27 protein-coding genes are annotated in these 26,577 nt (G+C 59.8%); 9 read left to right on the top strand and 18 right to left on the bottom strand.

All coding sequences use genetic code 11. The features are described from left to right. Positions 1–64: 64 nt before the first annotated feature. The 3 genes from kynA to JUI81_RS24005 all read right to left on the bottom strand — a co-directional run bounded on the left by kynA (position 65) and on the right by JUI81_RS24005 (position 2,245). Complete coding sequence (kynA, locus tag JUI81_RS24015; protein ID WP_204125192.1) at positions 65–919, bottom strand: tryptophan 2,3-dioxygenase; 855 nt, start codon at positions 917–919, stop codon at positions 65–67. Beyond that, positions 916–1,581 carry an arylformamidase gene (kynB, locus tag JUI81_RS24010; protein ID WP_026286331.1) on the bottom strand — a complete coding sequence of 222 codons (666 nt, stop codon included), beginning with the start codon at positions 1,579–1,581 and terminating at the stop codon, positions 916–918. The genes kynA and kynB overlap by 4 nt, the downstream gene beginning before the upstream one ends. Positions 1,582–1,804: 223 nt before the next feature. Next, the gene (locus JUI81_RS24005) at positions 1,805–2,245 is read right to left on the bottom strand and encodes a heme-binding protein (protein ID WP_204125191.1); all 441 of its coding nucleotides are present in this window, start codon (positions 2,243–2,245) and stop codon (positions 1,805–1,807) included. A 266-nt stretch (positions 2,246–2,511) separates the two neighbouring features. Between JUI81_RS24005 and gcl the strand changes: the two genes are divergently transcribed. The 6 genes from gcl (at position 2,512) to JUI81_RS23975 (ending at position 10,273) form a co-directional block, all read left to right on the top strand. Beyond that, on the top strand, positions 2,512–4,287 hold the full coding sequence (gene gcl, locus JUI81_RS24000) for a glyoxylate carboligase (protein ID WP_018925088.1): 1,776 nt from the start codon (positions 2,512–2,514) through the stop codon (positions 4,285–4,287). A 141-nt stretch (positions 4,288–4,428) separates the two neighbouring features. Further along, positions 4,429–5,211 (top strand): hydroxypyruvate isomerase, encoded by a 783-nt coding sequence (hyi, locus tag JUI81_RS23995; RefSeq protein WP_018925087.1) that lies wholly within the window; start codon positions 4,429–4,431, stop codon positions 5,209–5,211. 187 nt (positions 5,212–5,398) lie between these two features. Continuing rightward, positions 5,399–6,292, top strand: coding sequence for a 2-hydroxy-3-oxopropionate reductase (locus tag JUI81_RS23990; RefSeq protein ID WP_018925086.1), 894 nt, complete (start codon positions 5,399–5,401; stop codon positions 6,290–6,292). A gap of 208 nt (positions 6,293–6,500) precedes the next feature. Further along, positions 6,501–7,781 (top strand): glycerate kinase, encoded by a 1,281-nt coding sequence (locus JUI81_RS23985; RefSeq protein ID WP_111454385.1) that lies wholly within the window; start codon positions 6,501–6,503, stop codon positions 7,779–7,781. After that, positions 7,771–9,186 carry a pyruvate kinase gene (gene pyk / locus JUI81_RS23980; RefSeq protein WP_019648133.1) on the top strand — a complete coding sequence of 472 codons (1,416 nt, stop codon included), beginning with the start codon at positions 7,771–7,773 and terminating at the stop codon, positions 9,184–9,186. Before JUI81_RS23985 ends, pyk begins: the two co-directional genes overlap by 11 nt. A 202-nt stretch (positions 9,187–9,388) precedes the next feature. Then, on the top strand, positions 9,389–10,273 hold the full coding sequence (locus JUI81_RS23975; protein ID WP_204125190.1) for an urea transporter: 885 nt from the start codon (positions 9,389–9,391) through the stop codon (positions 10,271–10,273). 42 nt (positions 10,274–10,315) lie between these two features. Here the strand turns inward: JUI81_RS23975 and JUI81_RS23970 are convergent, their stop codons facing one another. Both JUI81_RS23970 and JUI81_RS23965 read right to left on the bottom strand, forming a co-directional pair. Further along, positions 10,316–11,131, bottom strand: a complete 816-nt coding sequence (locus JUI81_RS23970) for an alpha/beta hydrolase (protein ID WP_204125189.1) — start codon at positions 11,129–11,131, stop codon at positions 10,316–10,318. Between the two features lie 61 nt (positions 11,132–11,192). Continuing rightward, complete coding sequence (locus JUI81_RS23965; protein WP_204125188.1) at positions 11,193–13,766, bottom strand: autotransporter outer membrane beta-barrel domain-containing protein; 2,574 nt, start codon at positions 13,764–13,766, stop codon at positions 11,193–11,195. A gap of 217 nt (positions 13,767–13,983) precedes the next feature. On the opposite strand from JUI81_RS23965, the gene JUI81_RS23960 reads away from it, so the two are divergent. Beyond that, complete coding sequence (locus JUI81_RS23960) at positions 13,984–14,808, top strand: ion transporter (RefSeq protein ID WP_019579600.1); 825 nt, start codon at positions 13,984–13,986, stop codon at positions 14,806–14,808. A 106-nt stretch (positions 14,809–14,914) separates the two neighbouring features. Then, on the top strand, positions 14,915–15,913 hold the full coding sequence (locus tag JUI81_RS23955; RefSeq protein ID WP_019579599.1) for a sulfate ABC transporter substrate-binding protein: 999 nt from the start codon (positions 14,915–14,917) through the stop codon (positions 15,911–15,913). Between the two features lie 57 nt (positions 15,914–15,970). Here JUI81_RS23955 and JUI81_RS23950 read toward each other — a convergent pair whose 3' ends face one another. Continuing rightward, positions 15,971–16,603, bottom strand: a complete 633-nt coding sequence (locus JUI81_RS23950; RefSeq protein ID WP_019579598.1) for a hypothetical protein — start codon at positions 16,601–16,603, stop codon at positions 15,971–15,973. A 235-nt stretch (positions 16,604–16,838) separates the two neighbouring features. Between JUI81_RS23950 and JUI81_RS23945 the strand changes: the two genes are divergently transcribed. Then, positions 16,839–18,044, top strand: coding sequence for an MFS transporter (locus tag JUI81_RS23945; protein ID WP_028940005.1), 1,206 nt, complete (start codon positions 16,839–16,841; stop codon positions 18,042–18,044). 60 nt (positions 18,045–18,104) lie between these two features. On the opposite strand, the gene JUI81_RS23940 is transcribed toward JUI81_RS23945, so the two are convergent. The 12 genes from JUI81_RS23940 to ccmA all read right to left on the bottom strand — a co-directional run bounded on the left by JUI81_RS23940 (position 18,105) and on the right by ccmA (position 26,461). Then, positions 18,105–18,509 (bottom strand): type II toxin-antitoxin system HicB family antitoxin, encoded by a 405-nt coding sequence (locus JUI81_RS23940; RefSeq protein ID WP_008014960.1) that lies wholly within the window; start codon positions 18,507–18,509, stop codon positions 18,105–18,107. Then, entirely contained in the window at positions 18,509–18,721 is a 213-nt protein-coding gene (locus JUI81_RS23935; RefSeq protein ID WP_019579596.1) for a type II toxin-antitoxin system HicA family toxin, read from the bottom strand. The genes JUI81_RS23940 and JUI81_RS23935 overlap by 1 nt, the downstream gene beginning before the upstream one ends. A 354-nt stretch (positions 18,722–19,075) precedes the next feature. Continuing rightward, the gene (locus tag JUI81_RS23930; RefSeq protein ID WP_019579595.1) at positions 19,076–19,474 is read right to left on the bottom strand and encodes a hypothetical protein; all 399 of its coding nucleotides are present in this window, start codon (positions 19,472–19,474) and stop codon (positions 19,076–19,078) included. 14 nt (positions 19,475–19,488) lie between these two features. Then, entirely contained in the window at positions 19,489–20,697 is a 1,209-nt protein-coding gene (gene ccmI, locus JUI81_RS23925) for a c-type cytochrome biogenesis protein CcmI (RefSeq protein WP_204125187.1), read from the bottom strand. Further along, positions 20,690–21,163, bottom strand: coding sequence for a cytochrome c-type biogenesis protein (locus tag JUI81_RS23920; RefSeq protein WP_018925074.1), 474 nt, complete (start codon positions 21,161–21,163; stop codon positions 20,690–20,692). Before JUI81_RS23920 ends, ccmI begins: the two co-directional genes overlap by 8 nt. After that, positions 21,160–21,696 carry a DsbE family thiol:disulfide interchange protein gene (locus tag JUI81_RS23915; RefSeq protein WP_018925073.1) on the bottom strand — a complete coding sequence of 179 codons (537 nt, stop codon included), beginning with the start codon at positions 21,694–21,696 and terminating at the stop codon, positions 21,160–21,162. The genes JUI81_RS23920 and JUI81_RS23915 overlap by 4 nt, the downstream gene beginning before the upstream one ends. Further along, complete coding sequence (locus JUI81_RS23910; protein WP_019579592.1) at positions 21,693–23,696, bottom strand: heme lyase CcmF/NrfE family subunit; 2,004 nt, start codon at positions 23,694–23,696, stop codon at positions 21,693–21,695. Before JUI81_RS23910 ends, JUI81_RS23915 begins: the two co-directional genes overlap by 4 nt. A gap of 3 nt (positions 23,697–23,699) precedes the next feature. Continuing rightward, positions 23,700–24,155, bottom strand: a complete 456-nt coding sequence (gene ccmE, locus JUI81_RS23905) for a cytochrome c maturation protein CcmE (RefSeq protein ID WP_007939191.1) — start codon at positions 24,153–24,155, stop codon at positions 23,700–23,702. After that, entirely contained in the window at positions 24,152–24,328 is a 177-nt protein-coding gene (gene ccmD / locus JUI81_RS23900; RefSeq protein WP_007939192.1) for a heme exporter protein CcmD, read from the bottom strand. The genes ccmE and ccmD overlap by 4 nt, the downstream gene beginning before the upstream one ends. Continuing rightward, positions 24,325–25,080, bottom strand: a complete 756-nt coding sequence (locus JUI81_RS23895) for a heme ABC transporter permease (protein WP_028940003.1) — start codon at positions 25,078–25,080, stop codon at positions 24,325–24,327. The genes ccmD and JUI81_RS23895 overlap by 4 nt, the downstream gene beginning before the upstream one ends. Positions 25,081–25,160: 80 nt before the next feature. Next, positions 25,161–25,829, bottom strand: a complete 669-nt coding sequence (gene ccmB / locus JUI81_RS23890) for a heme exporter protein CcmB (protein ID WP_007939195.1) — start codon at positions 25,827–25,829, stop codon at positions 25,161–25,163. Then, a complete protein-coding gene (ccmA, locus tag JUI81_RS23885) occupies positions 25,826–26,461 on the bottom strand; it encodes a cytochrome c biogenesis heme-transporting ATPase CcmA (RefSeq protein ID WP_007939196.1) in 636 nt (211 codons plus the stop codon). Before ccmA ends, ccmB begins: the two co-directional genes overlap by 4 nt. Positions 26,462–26,577 lie beyond the last annotated feature (116 nt).

Below are 26,577 nucleotides of genomic sequence, written 5' to 3'. Positions count from 1 at the left end.
TTTGAATGCGTCAATTTACTCAATTGCCGCTCGGTTTAAGCGTTCAAACATCATTCTCGGTAAATTAAAGAGTTGAGCGCACTCGCCACAACTCCGGGAACAACACGGTATCGAGCATCTTGCGCAGATAACCGACACCTTCTGTGCCACCGGTCCCTGGTTGAAAGCCGATGATCCGCTCGACCGTGGTCACATGCCGGAAGCGCCATTGACGGAACGAGTCCTCAAGGTCGATGAGTTTCTCCGCCAGCTGATAGAGATCCCAATAACGCGAAGGGTCAGTGTAGACCTCGCGCCAGGCGGCTTCGACCGACGCGTCATGCGCCGTCGGAGTGCTCGGATCGCGCTCGAAACGCTGTGGGTCGATGGTCAAGCCTGCGCTGGCCATCAAGCGAATCGCCTCGTCATACAGCGACGGTGTGGCGATCGCCTTTTCAAGCGCCTGCAACAGTTCCGGCCGATGCGCATGGGGGCGCAACAGGGTCGCGCTTTTGTTGCCCAGAATGAATTCGATCTCGCGGTACTGGAACGACTGAAAGCCCGATGACTGCCCCAGAAACGGCCGTATCGCGTGGTACTCGGTGGGTGTCATGGTGGCCAGCACCGTCCAGGCATGCACCAGTTGATCAAAAATCCGCGAGACCCGCGCCAGCATCTTGAACGCGGGCGGCAACTCTCCCTGTCGAATGTGTTCACGAGCGGCTTTGAGCTCGTGCAGCATCAGCTTCATCCACAGCTCTGACGTCTGATGCTGGATGATGAACAGCATCTCGTTATGGTCCGGAGATAACGGGTGCTGTGCGCTGAGAATGCGCCCCAGATCCAGGTAGTCGCCGTAGCTCATGGAGTCGGAAAAATTCAGCTCGGCGTTATGCCATTCTTCCGTCTGGTTTGCAGTTGAATAGGGGCATTGGCTCATTGAGTCGGCTCCTCAAGTTGCGGTTTATTCAGTGGACGCAAAATTGCCCTGACCGGACTGGCGTCCAGATGGGCAAAACGCAGCGGCAGCGCGATCAATTCATAGTCCCCTTCCGGGACGTCATCGAGCACGATGCCCTCGAGGATGGCCATGCCATGTCGGGCTACGGCATTGTGCGAATCCATGGTTTTGGATTGCTGAGGGTCCAGCGATGGCGTATCGATACCGATCAAGCGCACACCGAGGTTCGCCAGCAGGTCGACGGTTTCTTTGGCGACGGCGGTGAAATCCGGATCCCAGGCGCTCAATGGCGCTTGTTGCCAGGTGCGCAGCAGCACCCGTTCAGGCAGGTCTTGCAAGCGACCTTCAAGCTGCTCGGGGTGTACCAGCCGGCCGCTATTCAGGCAATGCAGCACACGGCAAGGCCCCATATAGACATCGAGCGACACATCGCCAATGGCCACTCCATCAGCGCTGTAATGCAGCGGCGCGTCGACATGGGCCCCCGTGTGAGGCGACAGGGTGATACGCCCGACATTCACCGGACACTCGGGTCCGAACGTCCAAACGCGCTCTTCCTGGAAAGGTGTGTCACCCGGCCAGGTAGGTGTAGCGGTGCTCAGAGGCGGGCTGATATCCCACCACGACAGTGTTGTTTTCATTGTAAAGCTCTCGGCCTGTTCCGAGAGAATGATACGAGTGATACCTATGAATTTTCTTGCGAAAATATTCGGCAACAGCCAAATGTTTCGCACAAAATTCTAAAAATCCGGAATTTACCGGATGGAAATTTCAACGGAGAAAGCAGGCAGCTAAAAAGCTGTTTTCGTCCGCAAGGCACTTTCGCGAGCAAGCTCGCGAAAGCGGTAAATCAGGCGCCGAAGATCAACCAGCCACCCCCGCATCCGCCTTCAACCCCTGCCCCTCGATCGCGCGGATCGCACATTGCTCATCGACATCTGACAGATCACCGCTGATGCCCACCGCTCCCAACACAGTCCCGTCCTGATCCCGAACCAACACGCCGCCGGGTACCGGGACGACGCTGCCCTGCCCCAGACTATTCAGCGCGGCGAAGAAGGCCGGGCGTTGTTGGGCGTCCTGTGCCAGCAGGCGTGAGCCCTTGCCCAGGGCAATCGCGCCCCAGGCCTTGCCGATGGCGATCTGCGGACGCAGCAGGCTGGCGCCGTCTTCACGTTGCAGCGTTATCAGGTGCCCGCCGGCATCCAGTACTGCAACGGTCAATGGCGCGGCAGAGATCGCCCGCCCCGCGGTGATGGCCTGACCGGCCAGGTTGACTGCGACTTTCAAGGTTAAAGCGCTCATGGTGCCGTCCTCATTTTGTTATAGGGAAAGCCGTTGGATTGCTTTGTGTTGCGCAATCCGATGCAACAAATAGAACACAATGAATTATTTTTTTGTATACAATTATTTTCGAAAAGCGCGACATGCGACGAAAAACCACAGTTATTTGGGCTTCCGACGAATGAAACAGCCGCTTGAGAAAATGGATTGACCTGCGCCGTCCGCCGTGAATACACTCTGCGCAAAGCCACTTGTATACAATTACAAAACGTAAGAGGCACAAAACAATGAGCAAAATGAGAGCAATCGAAGCCGCCGTTCTGGTGATGCGCCGCGAAGGGGTCGATACCGCTTTTGGCATCCCGGGCGCCGCGATCAACCCGCTGTACTCCGCCTTGCAGAAGGTCGGTGGCATCGATCACGTCCTCGCTCGCCACGTTGAAGGCGCCTCGCACATGGCCGAGGGTTACACCCGCACCAAGGCCGGCAACATCGGCGTGTGCATCGGCACATCGGGACCTGCCGGTACTGACATGGTCACCGGGCTCTACAGCGCTTCGGCCGACTCGATCCCGATCCTGTGCATCACCGGGCAAGCACCGCGGGCCCGTATGCACAAGGAAGACTTCCAGGCCGTCGACATCACCAGCATAGTCAAGCCGGTCACCAAGTGGGCGACCACTGTTCTGGAGCCGGGCCAGGTGCCTTACGCCTTCCAGAAAGCCTTCTATGAGATGCGCTCCGGTCGCCCCGGCCCGGTGCTGATCGACCTGCCGTTCGACGTGCAGATGGCCGAAATCGAATTCGACATCGACGCCTACCAGCCGCTGCCATTGGCCAAGCCGAGCGCGACCCGCGTGCAGGTGGAAAAAGCCCTGGCCATGCTCGACCAGGCTGAACGCCCATTGCTGGTGGCCGGTGGCGGCATCATCAATGCCGACGCCAGCGAGTTGCTGGTGGAGTTCGCCGAGCTGACCGGTATTCCGGTCATCCCGACCCTGATGGGCTGGGGCACCATCCCGGACGATCACCCGCTGATGGTCGGCATGGTCGGCCTGCAAACCTCGCACCGTTATGGCAACGCCACGATGCTGAAGTCCGATGTGGTACTGGGCGTCGGTAACCGCTGGGCCAACCGTCACACCGGCTCGGTCGACGTTTACACCGAAGGCCGCAAATTCATCCACGTCGACATCGAACCGACCCAGATCGGCCGCGTGTTCACCCCGGACCTGGGCATCGTGTCCGACGCCGCTGCCGCGTTGACCGTGTTCATCGAAGTCGCTCGCGAGTGGCAAGCCGCTGGCAAGCTGAAAAACCGCAGCGCCTGGCTGCAAGACTGTCAGCAGCGCAAAGCCAGCCTGCAGCGCAAGACTCACTTCGACAACGTGCCGGTCAAGCCGCAGCGCGTTTACGAAGAGATGAACCAGGTGTTCGGCAAGGACACCTGCTACGTCAGCACCATCGGTCTGTCGCAGATTGCCGGCGCGCAGTTCCTGCACGTCTACAAACCGCGTCACTGGATCAACTGCGGCCAGGCCGGCCCGTTGGGCTGGACCATTCCGGCCGCGCTCGGCGTGGTCAAGGCCGATCCGACCCGCAAGGTGGTGGCGCTCTCGGGCGACTACGACTTCCAGTTCATGATCGAAGAACTAGCGGTGGGCGCGCAGTTCAAGCTGCCGTACATCCACGTCGTGGTGAACAACTCGTACCTGGGGCTGATCCGTCAGGCGCAGCGTGGTTTCGACATGGACTACTGCGTGCAGCTGTCCTTCGACAACCTCAACGCTCCAGAGCTCAACGGCTACGGTGTCGACCATGTCGCGGTCGCCGAAGGCCTGGGTTGCAAGGCCCTGCGGGTATTCGAACCCGGCCAGATCCAGCCTGCCCTGCGCAAGGCTCAGGAGATGATCGAAGAGTTCAAGGTGCCGGTAATCGTCGAGATCATTCTGGAGCGCGTGACCAACATTTCCATGGGCACCGAGATCAACGCCGTCAACGAATTCGAAGACCTGGCGCTGGTCGGCAACGATGCGCCAACGGCGATTTCGTTGCTCGATTAACCGCTGATCGTTCCCCTGTAGGAGCCGGCTTGCTGGCGATGGCGATGGCGATGTGTCAATCACATCAATGTCGATTGATACACCGCCATCGCCAGCAAGCCGGCTCCTACAGGAGGCCTCACACATATACAGGAGATCACCATGCCGCGTTTCGCAGCCAACCTGTCCATGCTGTTCACCGAGCAGGATTTTCTTGCCCGTTTCGACGCTGCCGCCAAGGCCGGCTTCAGTGGTGTCGAATACCTGTTCCCCTATGACTTCAGCTCTGCCGAAATCAAGGCCAGGCTCGATGCCAACGGTCTGACCCAGGTGCTGTTCAACCTTCCGGCCGGTGACTGGGCCAAGGGCGAACGCGGTATCGCGTGCCTGCCGGATCGGGTCGAAGAGTTCCGCGCCGGTGTCGATCTGGCCATTGCCTACGCCCAAGTGCTCGGCAACACTCAGGTCAACTGCCTGGCCGGTATTCGTCCACAAGGCGTCGACGAGGCCACCGTGGAAAAAACCTTCGTCGCCAACCTCAAGTACGCGGCCGACAAGCTGCAAGCGGCAGGCATCAAGCTGGTGATGGAAGCGATCAACACCCGCGACATTCCGGGCTTCTACCTGAACAACACGGCGCAAGCCCTGTCGATTCGCGAACAGGTCGGCAGCGCCAACCTGTTCCTGCAATACGACATCTATCACATGCAAATCATGGAAGGCGACCTGGCCCGCACCATGGCCGCGCACCTGGACGAGATCAACCACGTGCAATTGGCAGACAACCCAGGGCGCAACGAACCGGGCACCGGTGAAATCAACTACCGCTTCCTGTTCGAACACCTGGACCGCATCGGTTACCAGGGTTGGGTCGGCTGTGAATACAAGCCGCTGACCACGACTGAAGCGGGTCTGGGCTGGTTGAAAACCCATAACGCAATCTGACGTGTGGCGAGGGGACTTGCCCCGTTCGGCTGCGAAGCAGTCGTAAAACCTGCACACGCGCTCTACCTGATTCACTGCGCAAACAGTTTTGGGGCCGCTTCGCGACCCAACGGGGGCAAGCCCCCTCGCCACAAAGAGCTCATCGGTCCAGAGCCGGGAGCCACACAAAAAACAAGAGGATTTTCTCATGGCTAAAATCGGATTTATCGGCACCGGCATCATGGGCCACCCAATGGCGTTGAACCTGCAGAAAGCCGGTCACAGCCTGTTCCTGTCGGCGCACCACGACGCCGCCCCTGCCGATCTGCTGGCTGCTGGCGCCGTTGCGCTGGCCAACCCGAAAGAAGTCGCCCAGGAAGCCGAATTCATCATCGTCATGGTGCCGGATACCCCGCAGGTCGATGACGTGCTGTTCCGCGCCGACGGTGTTGCGGCGGGTGTCAGCAAGGGCAAAGTCGTGATCGACATGAGCTCGATCTCGCCGACCGCCACCAAAACCTTCGCCGCCAAAATCAACGAGAAAGGCGCGCAATACCTCGACGCACCAGTTTCCGGCGGTGAAGTCGGCGCCAAGGCTGCGACCCTGAGCATCATGGTCGGTGGTGAAGCCGATGCCTTCGAACGCGCCCTGCCGCTGTTCCAGGCCATGGGCAAGAACATTACCCTGGTCGGTGGCAACGGCGATGGGCAAACCGCGAAAGTGGCGAACCAGATCATCGTCGCGCTGAACATCCAGGCCGTGGCCGAAGCGCTGCTGTTCGCCTCGAAAAACGGTGCCGACCCAGCGAAAGTGCGTGAAGCGCTGATGGGTGGTTTCGCCTCGTCGAAGATCCTGGAAGTTCACGGCGAGCGCATGATCAAGGGCACCTTCGACCCGGGCTTCCGCATCAGCCTGCACCAGAAGGACCTGAACCTGGCCCTGGCCGGTGCGCGCGAGCTGAACATCAACCTGCCGAACACCGCCAATACCCAACAGGTGTTCAGCACCTGCGCGGCCATCGGTGGCAGCAACTGGGATCACTCGGCGCTGATCAAGGGCCTGGAACACATGGCGAATTTCTCGATTCGCGACAAGAAGTAAGCCCTGCCCCAAACCGCATCAAACCTGCAGGAGCGAGCCTGTGGCGAGGGGGCTTGCCCCCGTTTGAGTGCGTAGCACTCACAAGATCTTCAGTGCATCACAGATTTTGGGGCTGCTTCGCAACCCAACGGGGGCAAGCCCCCTCGCCACAGAGTCGCTCCCACAGGGTCCGCGACAAACCCAATAACAAGAATTCCGGGAGCCCGCCATGTCGGTCAATCCGCAACAATTGCTGCGCGAGCTGTTTGCCACAGCCATCGACGCGGCCCATCCGCAGCATGTCCTTGAAGCCCATTTGCCAACCGACCGCAGCGGTCGGGTGATCGTCATCGGCGCCGGTAAAGCCGCCGCAGCCATGGCCCAGGTGGTCGAACGCTGCTGGCAGGGTGAAGTGTCTGGCCTGGTGGTGACCCGCTACGGCCACGGCGCCCCGTGCGAAAAAATCGAAGTGGTCGAAGCCGCGCACCCGGTGCCGGACGCTGCCGGTCTGGCCGTCGCGAAACGGGTTCTGGAACTGGTCAGCAACCTGAGCGAAGACGACCGCGTGATCTTCCTGCTCTCGGGCGGTGGCTCTGCCCTGCTCGCCTTGCCCGCCGCCGGCATCACCCTCGCCGACAAGCAATCGATCAACAAAGCGCTGCTCAAATCCGGCGCGACCATCGGCGAGATGAACTGCGTGCGCAAGCACCTCTCGGCGATCAAGGGTGGGCGTCTGGGCAAAGCCTGCTGGCCCGCCACGGTTTACACCTATGCGATTTCCGATGTGCCGGGCGACCTCGCCACGGTCATCGCCTCCGGCCCCACCGTGGCCGACCCGAGCACCTCGGCTGAAGCGTTGGCGATCCTCAAGCGCTATGCCATCGAAGTCCCGGCCTCGGTGCGCACCTGGCTGCAAAGTCCCGAGTCGGAGACGGTCAAACCCGGCGATCCGAGCCTGGCCCGCAGTCATTTCCAATTGATCGCCCGCCCACAGCAGTCACTGGAAGCGGCGGCGGTGAAAGCCCGTCAGGCGGGTTTCAGCCCGTTGATTCTCGGCGACCTGGAAGGTGAATCCCGGGAAGTGGCGAAGGTCCACGCCGGCATTGCGCGGCAGATCGTCCAGCACGGCCAGCCGCTGGCGGCGCCGTGCGTGATTCTGTCCGGCGGCGAAACCACCGTCACCGTGCGCGGCAATGGCCGTGGCGGGCGCAACGCCGAATTCCTGTTGAGCCTGACCGACAGCCTCAAAGGCCTGCCCGGCGTCTACGCCCTGGCCGGTGACACCGACGGCATCGACGGCTCCGAAGACAACGCCGGCGCCATCATGACTCCGGACAGCTATGCCCGTGCCGCCGCCCTCGGCCTCACTGCCTGCGATGAGCTGGACAATAACAATGGCTATGGCTACTTCGCGGCGCTCGATGCACTGATCGTCACCGAGCCGACCCGTACCAACGTCAACGACTTCCGCGCCATTCTGATTCTCGAGAGCCCTAATCATGACGCCTGACAAGAAGGTCAAAATCCTCGCCACCCTCGGCCCGGCCACCGACGGGATCGACGATATCCGTGAACTGGTGCGCGCCGGGGTCAATATCTTTCGCCTGAACTTCAGCCACGGCGATCACGCCGACCACGCGCAGCGCTATCAGTGGATTCGTGAAGTCGAGCGCCAGCTGAATTATCCGCTGGGGATTCTGATGGACCTGCAAGGCCCGAAACTGCGGGTCGGCAAATTCGCCCAGGGCAAAGTGCAGCTATATCGCGGCCAGGCGCTGCGCCTGGATCTGGATGCGACGCCGGGGGACGAGCGCCGGGTCAACCTGCCCCACCCGGAAATCATCGCCGCGCTGGAGCCCGGCATGGACTTGCTGCTGGATGACGGCAAGCTGCGCCTGCGGGTGGTGACCAAGTACGCCGACGCCATCGACACCACGGTGCTCAACGGCGGCGAACTGTCGGACCGCAAAGGCGTCAACGTGCCGCAAGCGGTGCTCGACCTGAGCCCGCTGACCGCCAAGGACCGCCGTGATTTGAGCTTCGGTCTGGAGCTGGGGGTGGACTGGGTCGCGCTGTCGTTCGTGCAACGCCCGGAAGACATCCGCGAAGCCCGCGCGCTGATCGGCGACAAAGCGTTCTTGATGGCCAAGATCGAGAAGCCATCGGCCGTGACTCAGCTGCGGGAAATCGCTGAATTGAGCGATGCGATCATGGTCGCTCGCGGTGATCTGGGCGTGGAAGTGCCGGCCGAAAGCGTGCCGCAGATTCAGAAAAACATCATCGGCACCTGCCGCCAACTCGGCAAACCGGTGGTGGTGGCGACGCAGATGCTGGAGTCGATGCGCTTCTCCCCGGCCCCGACCCGCGCCGAAGTCACCGACGTCGCCAACGCGGTGGCCGAAGGCGCGGATGCGGTGATGCTGTCGGCGGAAACCGCGTCTGGCGAGTACCCGCTGGAAGCCGTGCAGATGATGAGCAAGATCATCCGCCAGGTGGAAAACGGCCCGGATTATCAGACCCAACTGGACGTGAGCCGGCCAAAAGCCGAGGCCACGGTGTCGGACGCCATCAGTTGCGCGATCCGCCGCATCAGCAACGTGCTGCCGGTGGCGGTGCTGGTGAACTACAGCGAGTCCGGCACCTCGAGCCTGCGGGCCGCACGGGAGCGGCCGACGGTGCCGATCCTCAACCTGACGCCAAACCTGCAAACCGCCCGGCGATTGACGGTGGCGTGGGGCGTGCACTCGGTGGTCAACGATCGGCTGCGACAGGTGGATGAAGTGTGCTCGACGGCGCTGGAAATCGCTCAGGCACAGGGGATGGCTCAGCGCGGGGATACGTTGCTGATTACCGCGGGCGTGCCCTTTGGGCAGCCGGGGTCAACCAATTCGTTGCGCATCGAGACATTGCTCTAAAGAACTCCCCCTGTAAGAGCTACCCCTGTGGCGAGGGAGCTCGCTCCCGCTCGGCTGCGAAGCAGTCGTCGCTTTGGCATGACGGTTTCAACAGAAAGACCGCATTGCTGATTTCAGGGCTGCTCCGCAGCCCAGCGGGAGCAAGCTCCCTCGCCACAGGTTTGTGCAAGACCCTGGATTTTCCTCTGCCCTAGACCCCACCATGCCTGCCAACCACTTCAACACCCACTGCCCCGACTGGGCGACCGCCCTGCTTAACGGCTTCAGCCAGATCTTTCTCCAGCGCCATCCGCTGAGCGGGCTGTTGTGTCTGTTAGCGATTCTTTTCACCGCGCCCGCTCTGCTCGGCGGTGCGCTGCTGGGCGGTGTCGCCGGGTTGCTTACCGCGCAACGTCGCGGGTATGCCAAGGCGGATCGTCAGGCCGGGCTGTTCAGTTACAACGGTATTTTGCTCGGCCTGCTGCTGAGCCTGTATTTCCCATGGTCAGCACTGTTGCCACCGCTGATCATCGCCTGCGGTGGCCTGAGTGCGATGCTCACTCAGCAATGGCTCAAAGGTGCTCGCGATCATCAATGTCTACCGGCGTACACCGCACCCTTCGTTGGGTTGAGCTGGTTATTGCTCGGCTTTGCCGCACCACAGCAACCCGTTCCGCTGATCGAACTGAACACCCTCAACCTGCTCGCCGCCGAATTGAAAGGCCTGGGGCAAGTCACGTTTCTCGGCCATCCCCTGGCCGGCGCGCTGATTGCCGCCGGATTACTGATCGCCGATCGCCGCGCCTTTGTGTGGGCGCTGCTAGGCTCCGCTACCGGCCTCGGATTTGCCCTTCTGCATGGCGAGACTTCAAGTGCCTTGCAGGGTTTGAGCGGTTACAACGCGGTGCTCGCCGCCCTCGCCTTCAGCCCGCAACGCCGCCAACCCTGGCTGCCGCTGCTCGGCATTCTGCTCGCGGTATTGCTCACGCCGGGGTTCGCCGCACTGGGCCTGGCAACGCTGACCGCGCCGTTCATTCTTGCCTGCTGGCTGATTCGCGCAGGCATTCGGGTGTTGCGTCAGGCCGCTGTCGACGCCTTGCGCTATTGATCGCTGAATCAATGGGGGCGCCTGAAAGGGCTGAAATTACATTCAGCGCAATGGGTCAGTCTCACAAGCCAATGGCCGATCCGACCGCGAGCCCCAACTTTCATCGTATCCCTGATCGTGGGTGGCGAGGGTTTCGACGACTTCCAGGCATTTGCCCTGAAGCTGCGTGGTGTAGACCTGGAGCATTTGAGGTGGCACGACCTTGTCATTCAAACCAACGAAATGACGTTGCGGGAGCGCACGCAACTTGTCGCGAAACTGCAGAGGTGTCACCGGCTTCGAGAATGGCGCGAGCTGCATCAGCTCTGCCCACTTTACCGGGTCGAGATTCCCGGCAATTGTTTGCACTTGAGTGACGTCGTTACGAGTCCCCGCAAGGACCAAGGCAATCGCGGCGCCGCCCGAATATCCGACCAATTCGAACTGCTCCACTGCAAAGCGGCTTTTCAGAACATCGAGCGCCGCATTCATCGTGGTTATGACGGATGAACTGAAACGACCGGAAGTCCATAAATCAGTGTTGCAACCCGGTGATGTCACGAACTGACAAGGGCGCGCCAGATAGGCGCTGGGCCCCCGATCTCCAACGGCCAATCTCGCCATCAAGGACACGCGAGGGGTCGGGTCGATACTCGGTTGAGACCGTGTCGCCCATGCCCGACCATCGCCTTCAATGTAAACACGCAGATGCTTGTAGCCCCCTGGTGCCGGTAGTAAGGCCATGAGTGTGTAAGGTGCACTATCGAGCGTGCCAGGAGTAAGCGAAGAGCCTTGGCTTACCGCCTGCAAGTCGACTTTACCCGCGCACCCGCCGAGCCCGAGGACCGCGAAGCCGATGGCGGCCAGAACTTTAAACATGGATTGAACCTGTTGATCAGACGCAACGATCCGCCAGCGCGAACCGTTGCGATCCAGTCGATCAAAAAGCGTAGCGCGCTTCAACGGTAAAGGTATCGGCGTTAAAACCGGTCTTCGCTTGATAGCTATAGTTGGTCCCCAGGGTTAGAGCATCAACTTGATACTTCACCCCTATGCGCCCTTCATAACTATCACGCACCGGACTGGCTCCCGCGACAATGAAAGGCGAGCCACCCAAGGTGAAACTGGTGGTCTGATTGATCTGGTCACCGATGAAGTCATGGTAAGCCATCACGCTCGCTTCAGGTGTAAGGGTGCCATTGAGCAATGGCACGTCAGCGGCCATTCGCAACCCGGCGCCCAACTCGCCAATTTCGAAGCGCTGGGCATTAGAGTGCAAGGCGGCCGATGAGCCATGCTCATTGAAGCTGTCCAGCTGAATATTGGTGTAGCGTGCGGCAACACGCGGTTCGACAATCAGTTGGTCAGTGAGTTTGAAGGTATAACCGCTCAAGGCACTCAGTGCCCATGCGTCACTGTTGTAGCTGGCTTTGGCCGCGCTGTCGGCAATGTAACGTTTGCTGTCGTTGTCATTGCGCCCATAACTGAGACTGCCATCGACAAACCAGTTGCGCAGATCCCAGCTACCGTACAGTGTCAATGCCTGGCCCTGTACATCGGTTTTATTGCCAATATCGGAGGTGACGTTGGTGTTCAGATACGAATAGGCCAGACCCACGGTGGAGTTGGCATTCAGCTTGCCATCCGCCCCGACAGCAATACCGCTGCTGTTGGCCGAATAACCGGCGACTGCATCACGGCTGTCCTGATCCTGATTGCTGCTCAATCCCTGAACCCACACGCCGGTATCTGCCAGTGAATCCCCTGATGAGAGCCCCGAGCGCAGACCGGACACGCGGTTGCTGATCGCTCCATTCATCATCGCCTGACCCGATACTGCCGCATTGACCGCGCCGCCGCTGACTTCCGGTGCCAGTTGCTCACCAAGCTTTGCCAGCTCCTCTTGGGAAGAGGCGTTGGCAAAGGCTTTGAAGACCGCATCATTACTGTTCAATTGTCCCAGCGGGCCATTCTTGAAGCGGTTGAGGATCTGGCGGGTACTGCGGGAAGTACCGATGTTCCCCTGCTCTTCATCCACCTGACTGTCACTTTTCAGTGTGACCAGCGCGTTGACGGTCTGGGCATCGGTTGTATAGCTGGCGACATTCAACAACGAGGACGAACTGGTAACGCTCAACCCGTTATTCTGCAGGCTGCTCGCCTTGACCAGCGTGTATTGAGTACCGGCAGCGGTCGGCGTGAAATCACCTGGTTTGGCATTCAACGTCACTTTGGAGGACTGGGCGAAGGTAGCCTTGCCGTCCACCGTCAAATAAGGCGTACCGGGCGTGACGCGATCCGAAAGCAACATATCGATACCACTGTTGGCTCCGACGTTCAGGTCACCGGTAATCACGACCCCCTGATTTTGCAAATTCAGAGAGCCTGACGTCACAGAAACCGTACTGCCAATTTTACTACCGGTGTAATTGGCTTGACCTGCAACATTCACCCCATTGAGATTGAGCAGATCGCCCTTGATCGCACCGCCGGTCCAGTTCAGTTGCGCCAACCCTGCGCCATCGATGGCCGCCGCATGATTGCTGCGAATTTCGCCACCTTGCTGGTTGATCTCAAACGCTGATACCTGGTCCGCATCGACCCGGATCGCAACACCGTCCGCAGTGATATTGCCGGAGTTGACAATGCCCCGAGCGCCAGACACAGCATTCTGCGTGAAAGTGGCACCGCCGAGCTTGATGCCAACGGCGTCTTCACCCGATGCCTCAATAGTCCCGGTGTTGAGCAAATAATCGACTGAACCATCCAAAAAACCGATAGCCTCGGCGTTCTTGCCGACGCTCATGATCGAGCCGCTGTTCTCGATCCTCAACGCGCTGGTTTGGGTCTCGACATGAAAAGCGGAGGCGTTCTGACCCGTGGCACGAATCGTTCCTGAGTTGAGAAGCTTGCCGGCGATGCTCACGGGTTGCCCGGAATGGGAATCCAGAATCAGCCCCACGGCATAGTTGCCCTGCACGTCGACAACACCGCTGTTGATCAGATCGCCGCCAATAGTGGTCCCATGGAGATAGATACCCTCAGGCGAACCATAGATATTGGCTCCCGATGACTGGGTGATGGAGACAGTCCCGGCGTTGATGACATTGCCGGTGATAGTGGTATTAGCGATCTCGATTCCCTCAGCGCTATTCACGTTGGAAAGAGAAAGCTTGCCGGCATTGATGAAGTCACCCTGAATGTTGCTGCCGCTGGTGTTGAGGAAACTGACATCCAGTCCGATCCCGGTCACCGTCGCGCCTTGAGCGTCGAAAGTGAAGTCGCCCCGGTTAATGAGTGAGCCCGCGACAGTGTTCTGGAAGAACGTGACACCTTTGTTGTCCGTATTGCTCTGGCGGGTCCGTTGCCCGGTGAGAGTCAGCGTTTCATTAAGGGTTTGCCCCGTCCAGTCCTTGAAACCCTGGCTCAGATCGTACTCGCTGGCAAACGCCTGAACGGTCGAAGCGCTGACAACCATTGCCAACACGCTTTTCTTGAAATATTTGCTATCCATATCGCTTCCGTGAGGTTCTGAGACCAATCGCCTGAATCCGGGCCGCACATCAAGACAAAGGTTCTTGTTCTGTGGGAAGTCGATATATCGACGAGATAGTCAATTTCTTAAGCCATGAACGAGCAAAACCGGCTGAACATGGCGTACCCAGCGTCCAGCTTGCGCAATCCTCGCCAATCACCCAGGCTTCTCTCATTTTCGGCTTGGGCACGACCTTATGGAAAACAACAACGACTGGCGCCATCGCCTCTACGTCATGATTTTCCAGAGCGACACAGTGGCCGGACGGCGCTTCGACAGCACGCTGTTGCTGATCATCCTCGCCAGCCTGGTGATCGTGGTTCTGGACAGTATCGACAGCGTTCACCAGAACTACGCCGACGTGCTGGCGTACATCGAGTGGGGCTTCACCGTCATTTTCATCATCGAATACGGCCTGCGCCTGTATTGCTCACCCAAGCCGCTGCGCTACGCGTTCAGCTTCTATGGGTTGGTGGATTTGCTGGCGATCGTGCCGGGTATTCTCGCGCTGTATTACAGCGATGCGCAGTACCTGCTGATCATCCGGATCATACGAATGCTGCGGATTTTCCGCGTGCTCAAGCTCAGCCCGTATCTGAAACAAGCCAACTATTTGATGTCGGCGTTGCGCGGCAGCAAGCAGAAGATCGTGGTGTTTCTGCTCAGCGTCAGCACACTGGTGACGGTATTCGGCACCTTGATGTACGTGATCGAAGGCCCGGAGCACGGCTTCACCAGCATTCCCAAAGGGATCTATTGGGCTATCGTGACGCTGACCACCGTGGGTTTTGGCGACATCGTGCCCAAGACGCCGCTGGGCCAGGTGATTTCATCCCTGGTTATGATCACCGGTTATTCGATCATCGCCGTGCCGACGGGGATCTTCACCGCGGAACTGGCCAACGCCATGCGTGGTGAACAACTGCAACACGATTGCCCGATCTGCAAGAAAAACAGCCACGAGCACAGCGCGGCGTTCTGCTCTCGTTGTGGCAATGCGTTGTTCAAGAAAATGGAATAAGCAAAGTGTTTTTTAATCTTTAAGCGACTATGCGAGTCCGGCTATAGTCGCTGGCAAATTGCCAATAATCTCCATCGAACACGTTTGATAAAACAAGGAATGCGCAGTGAAAAAACTCTTTGGCGCCTCACTTCTGGCCGCTGGCCTGGCCTTGAGCAGCATGGCTCAGGCCGCACCGACCCTGCTTAACGTTTCCTACGACGTGATGCGAGATTTCTACAAGGACTACAACGCTGCCTTCCAGAAACACTGGCAAGCCGAGCACAACGAAAACATCACGCTGCAGATGTCCTTCGGCGGCTCCAGCAAACAGGCGCGCTCGGTGATCGATGGCCTGCCGGCTGACGTCATCACCATGAACATGGCCACCGACATCAACGCCCTGGCGGACAACGGCAAACTGGTCCCGGACAACTGGGTCACGCGCCTGCCGAACAACAGCGCGCCATTCACCTCGGCCACCGTGTTCATCGTGCGCAAAGGCAACCCGAAAGCCCTGAAAGACTGGCCGGACCTGCTCAAGGACGGTGTGCAGGTAATCGTCCCCAACCCGAAAACCTCGGGCAACGGCCGCTACACCTACCTCTCGGCCTGGGGCTATGTGCTGAAAAACGGCGGTGACGAAAACAAGGCAAAAGCCTTCGTCGGCAAACTGTTCAAACAAGCGCCGGTGCTGGATACCGGTGGCCGCGCCGCCACGACTACTTTCATGACCAACCAGATCGGCGACGTGCTGGTGACCTTCGAAAACGAAGCGGAAATGATTGCTCGCGAGTTTGGTCGTGATCAGTTCGAAGTGATTTACCCAAGTGTTTCCGCCGAAGCCGAGCCGCCGGTGTCGGTGGTCGACAAAACCGTCGACAAGAAAGGCACTCGCGCGGTTGCCGAGGAGTATCTGAAATACCTGTGGTCGCCGGAAGGTCAGGAAATTGCGGCTGCCAACTACCTGCGTCCGCGTGACCCGGCGGTGTTGGCGAAATACACCGATCGCTTCCCGAAAGTGGATTTCCTGTCGGTGGAGAAGACCTTTGGTGACTGGCGCACCGTGCAGAAGACTCACTTCAATGATGGTGGGGTTTTCGACCAGATTTACAACGGTCAGTAATCACTGAGTTCAATGAAAGAGGCGACCTGTGAAGGTCGCCTTTTTTGTGGGATACCGTTACATCGGCGGTGTCACACCGTCCTTGCCGGCCGAAATGGATTGAGCGGTCAGTGTCCCGTCGGCACTCTGGGTCACAAACGTCACGATCTTCACGCCCACCTTCAGCAAGCGGCGATCCCCCGGCACCAGATTGACGATTGGCACATCCTCCGGCACCAGAATCGTCTGTTGGCCGCCCTTGTAATTGACTGTCAAAACCCGGCCGTTGCTGACCACCAGATCGCCTACGCTGCCATTGGTCATGCTGCTGCCCTTGACCAGATCAAAAGGCCGATGACCGTCGCCGCTGCCGGCCAGTTCCGGCGGGAAGACGTGGACTTCCAGCGCCTTGAGCGTGCCATCCTCCTGCGGCACGGCAGCCGAGCCGATGTAGCTGCCGGGCTTGATGTCTTCGATATTGGCCAGGGTGACGGCGCGGATTTTGGTGTCCTTGGTCAGGTTGATCAGCACGTTTTCGCCGCTGTTGGCATGGACCTTCATGACGTCGGCGCTGATGCCGGTGATCTCGCCGCGCACGCCAATGCGCATTCCCGGCGGCACATCGGCAGCCTGAGCGAAACCTGCCGTGAACAAGCTGATCAAGGTAACAACGCAAGCGCCGCGAATCAGGTGACGGAACATCGCATTCATATCGAAGTACCTTCCGGTTTATGGAGCGCAGGAGAACATAAGCACGCTATCGAAGAGGATGTAAGTGAATGTATCATCGGATCCCACTATTCGGATGCATGGTTCATCGGCAGACAGCGCATACCGGCGTCACTCATTCCGCAAAGGAATGATTACTATCAATCCAAACCCTCTTCCGCCGCTCTAGCCAGCCGATTAGCCTCCGCGCATTCTTTCTTGTTCAGCGAGCCACGTTATGAATCCAGCGACTCAGGCGCCCCACGGTGCCGCGACAATGACCCGGGGCATGGTGCTGCTTTTCGCCTTCTGCTGCGGCGCGATCGTTGCCAACATCTACTACGCCCAGCCGATCATCGGCCTGATCGCGCCGGACATCGGCCTGACCGACACCATGGCCAGCCTGATCGTTTCGCTGACGCAGATTGGTTACGCGCTGGGTCTGTTCTTCCTGGTACCGCTGGGTGATCTGCTGGAGAACCGTCGCTTGATGATCATCACCACCGTGGTGGCGATTGCCAGTTTGCTGGGCGCGGCGTTCACCGATCAACCGAACGTTTTCCTGTTGATTTCGTTGCTGGTGGGTTTCAGCTCGGTGTCGGTACAGATCCTGATTCCGCTGGCCGCCCACCTGACGCCGGAAGCGTCGCGCGGCCGCGTGGTTGGCGGGATCATGGGCGGTCTGCTGTTGGGGATTCTGCTGGCCCGGCCAGTGTCCAGCGTAGTGGCCGACCACTTCGGATGGCGTGCGATGTTCGTCATCGCTGCGGTGTTGATGGCAGCGATCAGCATCGTCCTGGCCCTGACGGTGCCCAAGCGTCAGCCTGATCACAGTGCCTCTTATGGCCAGTTACTGGGCTCGCTCTGGACGCTGCTGCGCCAGCAACCGGTGTTGCGTCAACGGGCCTTTTACCAAGCCTGCATGTTCGCCACGTTCAGCCTGTTCTGGACTGCCGTGCCGCTGGAACTGACGCGCAATCATGGCTTGTCGCAAACCCAGATCGCGATCTTCGCCCTGGTCGGAGCCATCGGCGCGATTGCCGCGCCCATCGCCGGTCGACTGGCCGATGCCGGCCACACCCGCCTCGCCTCGCTGCTGGCGATGCTGTTCGCCAGCCTGAGCTTCCTGCCGGCCTTCATCCATCCGGCCTACAGCGTCATCGGCCTGGCCGTGACCGGCGTAGTGCTGGATTTCTGTGTGCAGATGAACATGGTCCTGGGCCAGCGCGCGGTCTACACCCTCGACGCCAAGAGCCGCGGCCGTCTGAATGCGCTGTACATGACCAGCATCTTCATCGGCGGCGCGTTCGGCTCATCGGTGGCCAGTGCGGTGTACGAACACGGTGGCTGGTTGTGGATCGTGATTGTCGGCAGCGTGTTTCCGTTGCTGGCGTTGTTGCGTTTTTTGAGTGCTTCAGAGAAGCCGGCACTGGTAGCGGCTTAAAAACCTAAAAGCTTCGCGGGCGATCCGACTTGCCCGCGAAGGTGATGTAACTGCCCCCCCTCAATGCCGAACCAGCTTCTCCATCGCCGCATCCGCAAGAAAGGAGGAGCGACTTTTGACGTTGTGCTCTCGCACATAACGATCAATGCGCTGAATCACGTAGCCAGGCAGCGTTACGTTGACCTTCTCGGTCTTGCCCAGATACGGCGAGATGTCCAGCTCCAGCATCCCCCAACCCATGTCGGCAAATTCCGGATTCTCGCGATGCGCGGCCGCAGAGGTCGGCATCGGAATTGACTCCCCGTCCGCCATGATCTCCTGCAGCATGATGTGGGCAATCTCGACTGCCGCGTTGTAAGCATCTTCAAACGTATCCCCGGCCGTTACGGCACCAGGAATATCGGGGATCTGAATACCGATGGCGGTGTTCTCGTCGCCCCACTCGATACAGATTGGGTATTGCATTATGGATCTCCTGCCAAACTGGCTCCCGGGCAATAAAGCCCGGCTCGCCTCCTGATGCTTTTGACCGTCCCGATCGGTAAATCCTTCTTCGGATGAGGGACGGGTATCGTGTAAGGGTTGTAACGGTGAGTGAAGATGTGATGACTGCCGGTGACCCGGTCCAGTGTCCAGCCCGCCTCCATCAGTTCCTTGATCAATAACCTGCTCTGCACCACCAGCCTCCTTGCGCCGGCCCAACAAAAATAACCCTAGGGTTATTTTTACTCAAGCACAAAAATCCGAATCACGACGCTCGGTTGTTTTACAGGGTGTTGATTTGATCGGGTTGTACCCCCACTCCCTTGAGAGATTTTCTGATGTGGCTCGCTCTCAGAACACTTTCAAGTTCCTGACACTGCAGTTGAATCGCTCAACCAGAATCGAAAGATCGCAGGCTTCGCCAGCTCCAACATTAACCGCGTACACGCGCGATCATCGTCGTACGCGATTCTGTAGGAGCTGGCGAAGCCTGCGATCTTTTCAAATGCCAAAAAGCAAAACGGCGATCCTCAGATCGCCGTTTCCATTCACTGCCCGAATTGTCTGCCCAGCCCACCCGGTACACCGTGGATATCCGTCTCTTCCCACGGCCCGTTAGGGCTGATCGAGCGGCTCCAGCCGTTGTCCCAGCGATAGTAGGTGCGCTGGCGGTAGAAGGTGTTGGTCTGGTTGTCGAGGACGTAAACGCCGAGTTTCGCATCCCAATGGCTATTACCCCCCGGTGGCGGGGCGAAGCTGGCGGAGGTGCGTTGCACCGGCTTCGATGGTTTGCTCGGCGTGACCGGTTTGCTCGGCGTGGTCGGTTTGGTGCTCGGCTGCGAGGGCGGGATTGGCGGCAGCCGTTCGGGTTCGTACTCCTGGACCGCACACGCGCTTAGCCCCAAAACCATCATGCTGAGGAGAGTGATACGAGCGAAGGCGGTCATGGCGGCGTTTCCTGTTATTTATCCGGGCTGTCGATGGTCAGTTTTTGTGGCGCGGTGGTGCTGGTGGCCAAAGGTTGGCTACGACCGATCCATTCGCCGGCAGTCGGTTGGCCGGCGCGGGAGATGCGCGCAACCAGTTGGACTTCGGGGAAGTTCGACAGTTTCAACTGGGGCATCATTGCATCGGCATCGCCCAGCTCAACGGTCGCTGGCAGGTCGGCAACGGTCAGACGCTTGGCCGCCAATGGTGCGGGCGGGCCTGCGGTGGCGCGGGCGAAGATGAACACGCTGTCGCCGGGCTGGACCTTGGCTTTCAATTCCGGTGCAAGATCGACACGCACCTTGAGCAGTGCTGCAACCTTCACTGCCGGAGCCTGAACCTGAGCCACCTTACCGCCGCTGGCTTCAAGCTTCTCGGCGGCCTTGGCGATGCCGCCTTGCAGCGCGACACGGGACTGGTCATCCGGCGGCAGTTGCACCAACAGGCGATTCCAGTAGTCGATGGCTTCCTGGTAACGCTCGCCTTCGAAGGCCGCGATGCCCAGCAGACCGAGGCTGGTGACCTCCTTCGGATCGGCTTTCAGTGCTTCGTCAGTCAGGGCCTGGACCTTGTCCGACCACTTCTTGCCATCGGCGAAGTATTGGGCCTGAGCCCACTGCCCGAGCAGTTCCGGCTGGCGACCGGCCAGGTTCACGGTGCGCTCGAAGATCTTCGCTGCATCGCCAGGGCGGTCCTGAGCCATGTAAGTGCGGCCGAGGAAGTACAGGCCTTCGGCCGAATCCGGTTGCGCCGCTACGGCACGCTCCAGGCGACGGGTCATGTCTTCCATCGACTGCGGTGCCTGGGCGAACTCGCGGGTCAGCTCGACTTTGTCGCTGGCACCGAAATGCAGGTACAGCCCAAGGCCCAGCACGGGCACCAGAATTGCCGCCAGCAATGGCAATGGCTTGCCCAGGCGCGACACTCGCGGTGCCTCGACGCCTTCAGTGTCGGCAAGCAGTTCACGGGCGGCTTCGGCGCGGCCGGCATTCATTTGTTCGGCGTTGAGTACGCCTTCTTCTTGCTGAGTCTGCAACTCAGCCACGCGCTCCTGATACAGCGCGACGTTCAGCGCCGTACGATCCTCTTCAAGCTGGGCGCGACGACCGCGCAGAACGGGGATCAGCAAAAAACTCAGGGCTACCAGAAGCAGCAGGCCTGCAGCGAGCCAGAAATCAATCATGCTTGGTTTTATCCAACAGGTGGTCGAGGCGCTCGCGCTCATCAAAAGAAAGCGTGTCCGGGCTGTCAGCGCGTTGCACGCGACGACGGCGGACGATCACGGCGATGATCACAAAACCGCCCAGCAGCAGGCCAGCCGGGCCGAACCAGAGCAATGCGGTCTTGGCATTCAGAGCAGGTTTATAGCGGACGAAATCACCGTAGCGGTCGACCATGAAGTCGATGATCTGCTGATTGTCCTTGCCCTCGCCGAGCATGCGGAAAATCTCTTTACGCAGGTCGGCGGCGATCGGTGCGTTGGAATCGGCAATGTCCTGATTCTGGCACTTGGGGCAACGCAGCTCTTTGGTCAGCTCGCGAAAACGCTCGCGATCGCCCTCTTTGGCGAACTCATAGGTATCGATGGCGGCGTGGGCCACGCCAGCCATGCTCAACCCCAGAACGGCGGCGGCAATCCAGCGCTTCATGGCTTGGCCTCGTCGACCAGCGCCTGATACTTGGCCGCCAGTTTTTCGCGCCAGACCTGCTCGTCGATCACCCCGACGAACTTGTCGCGGATGATGCCCTTGGCGTCGATGAAGAAGGTTTCCGGCGCGCCATACACGCCGAGGTTCAGGCCCAGGGTGCCTTCATCGTCACGGACGTCCAGTTGATACGGGTTGTGGAACTCGGCCAGCCACTTCAAGGCGTCTGCATTGGTGTCCTTGTAGTTGATGCCGTAGATCACCACGCCCTTCTCGGCCAGTTTGTTCAACACCGGGTGCTCGACCCGGCAGGAAATGCACCAGGTGCCCCAGACGTTGACCAGCGCCGGTTTACCCAGAATGTCCGCTTTGGTCAGGGTTTTGTCGCCCTGCACCGAGAGCAGGGAAAACTCCGGGAACGGCTTGCCGATCATCGCCGAGGGCAACTCGGCCGGGTTCAGGTACAGCCCCCGATACAGAAAAACAGCAACCACCAGAAAAATCGCCAGCGGCAACAGCATCAACCAACGTCTCATGCGGTGGCTCCCGTCATGCCGAGCGCTTCACGCACGCGGCTTTTTACCTTGACTCGATAACGGCGATCCAGCGCCGCCAACAACCCGCCCAAACCGGTGAGAAGCCCACCGAACCAGATCCAGCGCACGAACGGTTTGACGTGCACGCGAACCGCCCAGGCGCCCTCGCCCAACGGCTCGCCCAGTGCGACGTACAGGTCACGGGTGAAACCGGCGTCGATCCCGGCCTCGGTCATCATCGAGTTCTGCACCGTGTACAGGCGTTTTTCCGGGTGCAGTACGCTGACTTCCTTACCGTCGCGGATCACCCGTACGGTGCCCTTGTCGGAGGTGAAATTCGGGCCTTCGAAGTGCTTGGCGCCTTCGAACACAAACTGGTAACCGGCCAGGCTCATGGACTCACCCGGTGCCAGGCGCAGATCACGCTCGGCGCTGTTCTGGCTCGACAACACGACACCCAGCGCGCACACGGCAATGCCCAAATGCGCGAGTTGCATGCCCCAATAACTGCGGGTCAGGGTCGGCAGTCCTTTGATCAGGCCTTTGTGGCGAGTCTTGTCGAAAATGTCCCGCACCCCGGCCAGCAACACCCAGGCAGCCAACATGAAAGTTGCCAGCACCGCCCAGTTGAAATCGCCGTAAGCAACGCCCGCCACGACGGCCAGCGCGGTGCTGCCGAGTAATACCGGGGTCAGCATGCTCACCAGCCATTTGACCGGGGTGTCTTTCCAGCGCACCACCACGCCGACCGCCATCACTATCATCAGGATCGCCATCAACGGAATGAACAGCGCGTTGAAGTACGGCGGGCCGACCGACAGCTTGGCACCGGTCATCGCGTCAAGGATCAGCGGATACAGGGTGCCCAGCAGAATCATCGAAGCAGCCACCACCAGCACCAGGTTGTTGCCCAGCAGCAGGGTTTCCCGGGACCAGAGGTTGAAGCCGACATGGCTCTTGACCACCGGCGCGCGCAGGGCGAACAGCGTCAATGAACCACCGACCACAAACAGCAGGAAGACCAGAATGAACACACCACGCTCAGGGTCGGAGGCAAAGGCGTGAACCGAGGTCAGTACGCCGGAACGCACCAGGAAGGTCCCGAGCAGGCTCAACGAGAATGCGGCGATGGCCAACAGCACGGTCCAGCTCTTGAACACGCCACGTTTTTCCGTGACCGCCAACGAGTGAATCAGCGCCGTGCCCACCAGCCAAGGCATGAAGGACGCGTTTTCCACCGGGTCCCAGAACCACCAGCCGCCCCAGCCGAGTTCGTAGTAGGCCCACCAGGAACCCAACGTGATACCGATGCCAAGGAAGGCCCAGGCAACGATGGTCCACGGACGGGACCAGCGCGCCCACGCCGCATCGAGACGACCGCCCAATAGCGCGGCGATGGCGAAGGCGAAGGCCACGGAGAAACCGACATACCCCATGTACAGCATCGGCGGATGAACAATCAGGCCGATGTCTTGCAGCAGAGGATTAAGATCGCGCCCGTCCGCCGGCATCTGCGGCAAGATCCGGGCGAAAGGGTTAGACGTCAGGATCAGGAACAGCAGGAAACCCGTGCTGATCATGCCCATCACCGCCAGCACCCGGGCCAGCATCACTTGCGGCAACTGTCGGGAGAACACCGACACCGCGAAGGTCCAGCCGCCGAGAATCAACGCCCACAGCAGCAACGAACCTTCGTGAGCGCCCCACACGGCGCTGAACTTGTAGTACCACGGCAGCGCGCTGTTGGAGTTGCTGGCCACGTAGGCGACGGAGAAGTCGTCCGCCATGAACGCATAGGTCAGGCAACCGAAGGCGAACAGCAAAAACGCGAACTGCCCCCACGCGGCCGGCTGGGCCAGGCTCATCCACAAACGGTCGCCGCGCCAGGCACCGAGCAACGGCACCACGGCCTGCACCAACGCAAAACACAACGCCAGAATCATGGCCAGATGGCCGAGCTCTGGGATGAACAGCCCTGAACTGTAAAGTGCGGAAGTCATCCGTTAGCCCTCCTTGGCTGGCGTAGGTGCCGACTGACCACTGTCTTTCAACGCCTTGGTCACTTCCGGTGGCATGTACTTCTCGTCGTGCTTGGCCAGCACTTCGTCGGCCACCACCACGCCATCAGCGTTGAGCTTGCCGAGGGCAACGATGCCCTGCCCTTCGCGGAACAGGTCCGGGAGGATGCCGCGATAGCTGATGGTCACGGATTTGTTGAAGTCGGTGACGATGAATTTCACGTCCAGGGAATCGCCGGAACGTTGCAGCGAGCCTTTTTCGACCATGCCGCCCGCACGGATGCGCGTGTCTTGCGGCGCTTCGCCATTGGCGATCTGGGTCGGGGTGTAAAACAGATTGATGTTCTGCTGCAGGGCGCTCAGGGCCAGGCCGACGGCAGCGCCGACACCGACCAGGATCGCGAGAATGATGACAAGACGCTTTTTACGCAGCGGATTCACTGGCCGTTCTCCCGGCGCAAACGACGCGCCTCTTGTTGCAGATACCGCTTGCGGGCCAGGATCGGCGCCGCCACGTTGAGGGCCAGCACCGCCAGGCAAATGCCATAGGCTGACCAGACATACAAGCCGTGATGGCCCATGGCGAGAAAGTCGCCGAATGAAGCGAAACTCATCGAGCGGCCTCCAGACTGTTCTGCACTTCGGATTTCACCCAGCTCGCCCGGGCTTCGCGCTTGAGCACTTCAAGGCGCATGCGCAGCAACAGCACCGCGCCGAAGAAACAGTAGAAACCCAACACCGTCAGCAGCAGTGGCAGCCACATCTCGGCGGGCATCGCCGGTTTTTCGGTGAGGGTGAACGTCGCGCCCTGGTGCAGGGTGTTCCACCACTCCACCGAGTATTTGATGATCGGGATGTTGATCACACCGACAATCGCCAGCACCGCGCAGGCCTTGGCCGCGCTGTCACGATTGCTGATGGCGTTGCCCAGCGCAATAAGACCGAAGTACAGAAACAGCAGAATCAACATGGACGTAAGTCGCGCATCCCAGACCCACCACGAACCCCAGGTCGGTTTGCCCCAGATCGCCCCGGTGACCAGCGCTACGGCGGTCATCCAGGCACCGATCGGGGCGGCGCATTGCAGGGCGACGTCGGCCAGTTTCATTTTCCACACCAGCCCGACAACGCCGCACACGGCCAGCATCACATAGATCGACTGCGCCAGCATGGCGGCAGGAACGTGGATATAGATGATTCGAAAGCTATTGCCTTGCTGGTAGTCCGGTGGCGCGAAGGCCAGGCCCCAGACCACGCCGACGCTAATCAGCAGCAACGCCGCGACGCTCAGCCAGGGCAGCATTTTGCCGCTGATGCCGTAAAACCATTTGGGCGAGCCGAGCTTATGAAACCAGGTCCAGTTCATTGCTGTTTCCATCACGGTTGCTGTTCGTTATCACGAAACAGCCAAAGGGTCTTTACTGGTTAAATTTTAACCAGACCTCATTATTCGCCGACACTGATCTTCAGGCCAGCAGCTATTGCAAAAGGTGCCAGGGTTATCGCCAGGGCGGTCAGGCTACCAAGCCACAAGAGATAACCGGTCGCCGGCATGCCCTGCAATGCCGCCTGCAAGGCGCCACTGCCGAGAATCAACACCGGGATATACAGCGGCAGAATCAGCAGCGCCAGCAACAGGCCACCACGCTTCAATCCTACCGTCAGCGCCGCGCCCACCGCACCGAGCAGGCTCAACACCGGTGTACCGAGCAATAAAGAAAGCAGCAACACCGGCAGACAAGCGGCAGGCAAACCGAGCATCAGCGCCAGCAATGGCGCGAGCAAAACCAGTGCCAGGCCGGAAAAGGCCCAGTGTGCCAGCACCTTGGCCAGCACCAGAAGAGGCAGGGGGTGCGACGAAAGGACCCACTGCTCAAGGGATCCGTCTTCGAAATCACTGCGGAAGAGCCCGTCCAGCGAGAGCAAGACCGATAAAAGCGCCGCCACCCAGACCAGTCCCGGAGACAAGGTTTGCAACAATTGAGTCTCGGGGCCGACCGCCAGCGGGAACAAGGAGACGACGATGGCGAAAAATACCAACGGGTTCGCCAATTCGGCAGGACGGCGGAACAGCAAACGGGCCTCACGGGCGACCAACAGGCCGAAAACACTCATACGGCCCAATTCCCCAAATCAATGTCGCGATAACCGGCCGGCATCCGGCTCAGCGTGTGGTGAGTGGTCAGCACCACCATGCCGCCGCGCTCGCAGTGCGCGGCCAGGTGTTCTTCAAGTTGCGCCACGCCTTGTTTATCGAGCGCGGTGAACGGCTCGTCGAGGATCCACAACGGCGGGCTGTCCAGGTACAACCGCGCCAACGCCACACGACGTTGCTGGCCGGCAGACAGGGTGTGACAGGGAACATCCTCGAAACCGCGCAGCCCCACCGCCGCCAGCGCTTGCCAGATCGCCTCATGGGAGGCCGGTTGATGCAAGGCGCAGAGCCAGCTGAGGTTTTCCTCGGGGGTCAGCAGGTCCTTGATGCCAGCGGCATGGCCGATCCACAGCAGGTTGCGCGCCAGTTCGCTGCGTTGTTCGTTCAGTGGCTGGCCGTTGAGCAACACTTGACCGGCGGTCGGGTGCATCAAGCCGCAAAGCAGACGTAACAGGCTGGTCTTGCCACTGCCGTTGGGGCCGCTGATCTGTAACATTTCGCCACTGGCCAGTCGCAATTCGAGATTTTCGAAAAGCAGCCGAAGGTCTCGCTCACAGGCAAGGGCAACGGTTTGCAGGACAGGACTGGTCAAGGGTTCACGGGCCTTATGCGGTTCAAGTCGGCTCTGGCGCGGCCGTTAAAGAGATGCAGCATAGATGCTATGACGGCTTGTTCTAGAGAGCTGCGTCAATCAATTGCAATGTTTTC

This window comes from Pseudomonas sp. 008 (genome assembly GCF_016861935.1).
Classification (GTDB): Bacteria; Pseudomonadota; Gammaproteobacteria; order Pseudomonadales; family Pseudomonadaceae; genus Aquipseudomonas.
The sequence above is the reverse complement of the archived record's forward strand: the minus strand, read 5'-3'. Positions and strand labels throughout refer to the sequence as shown.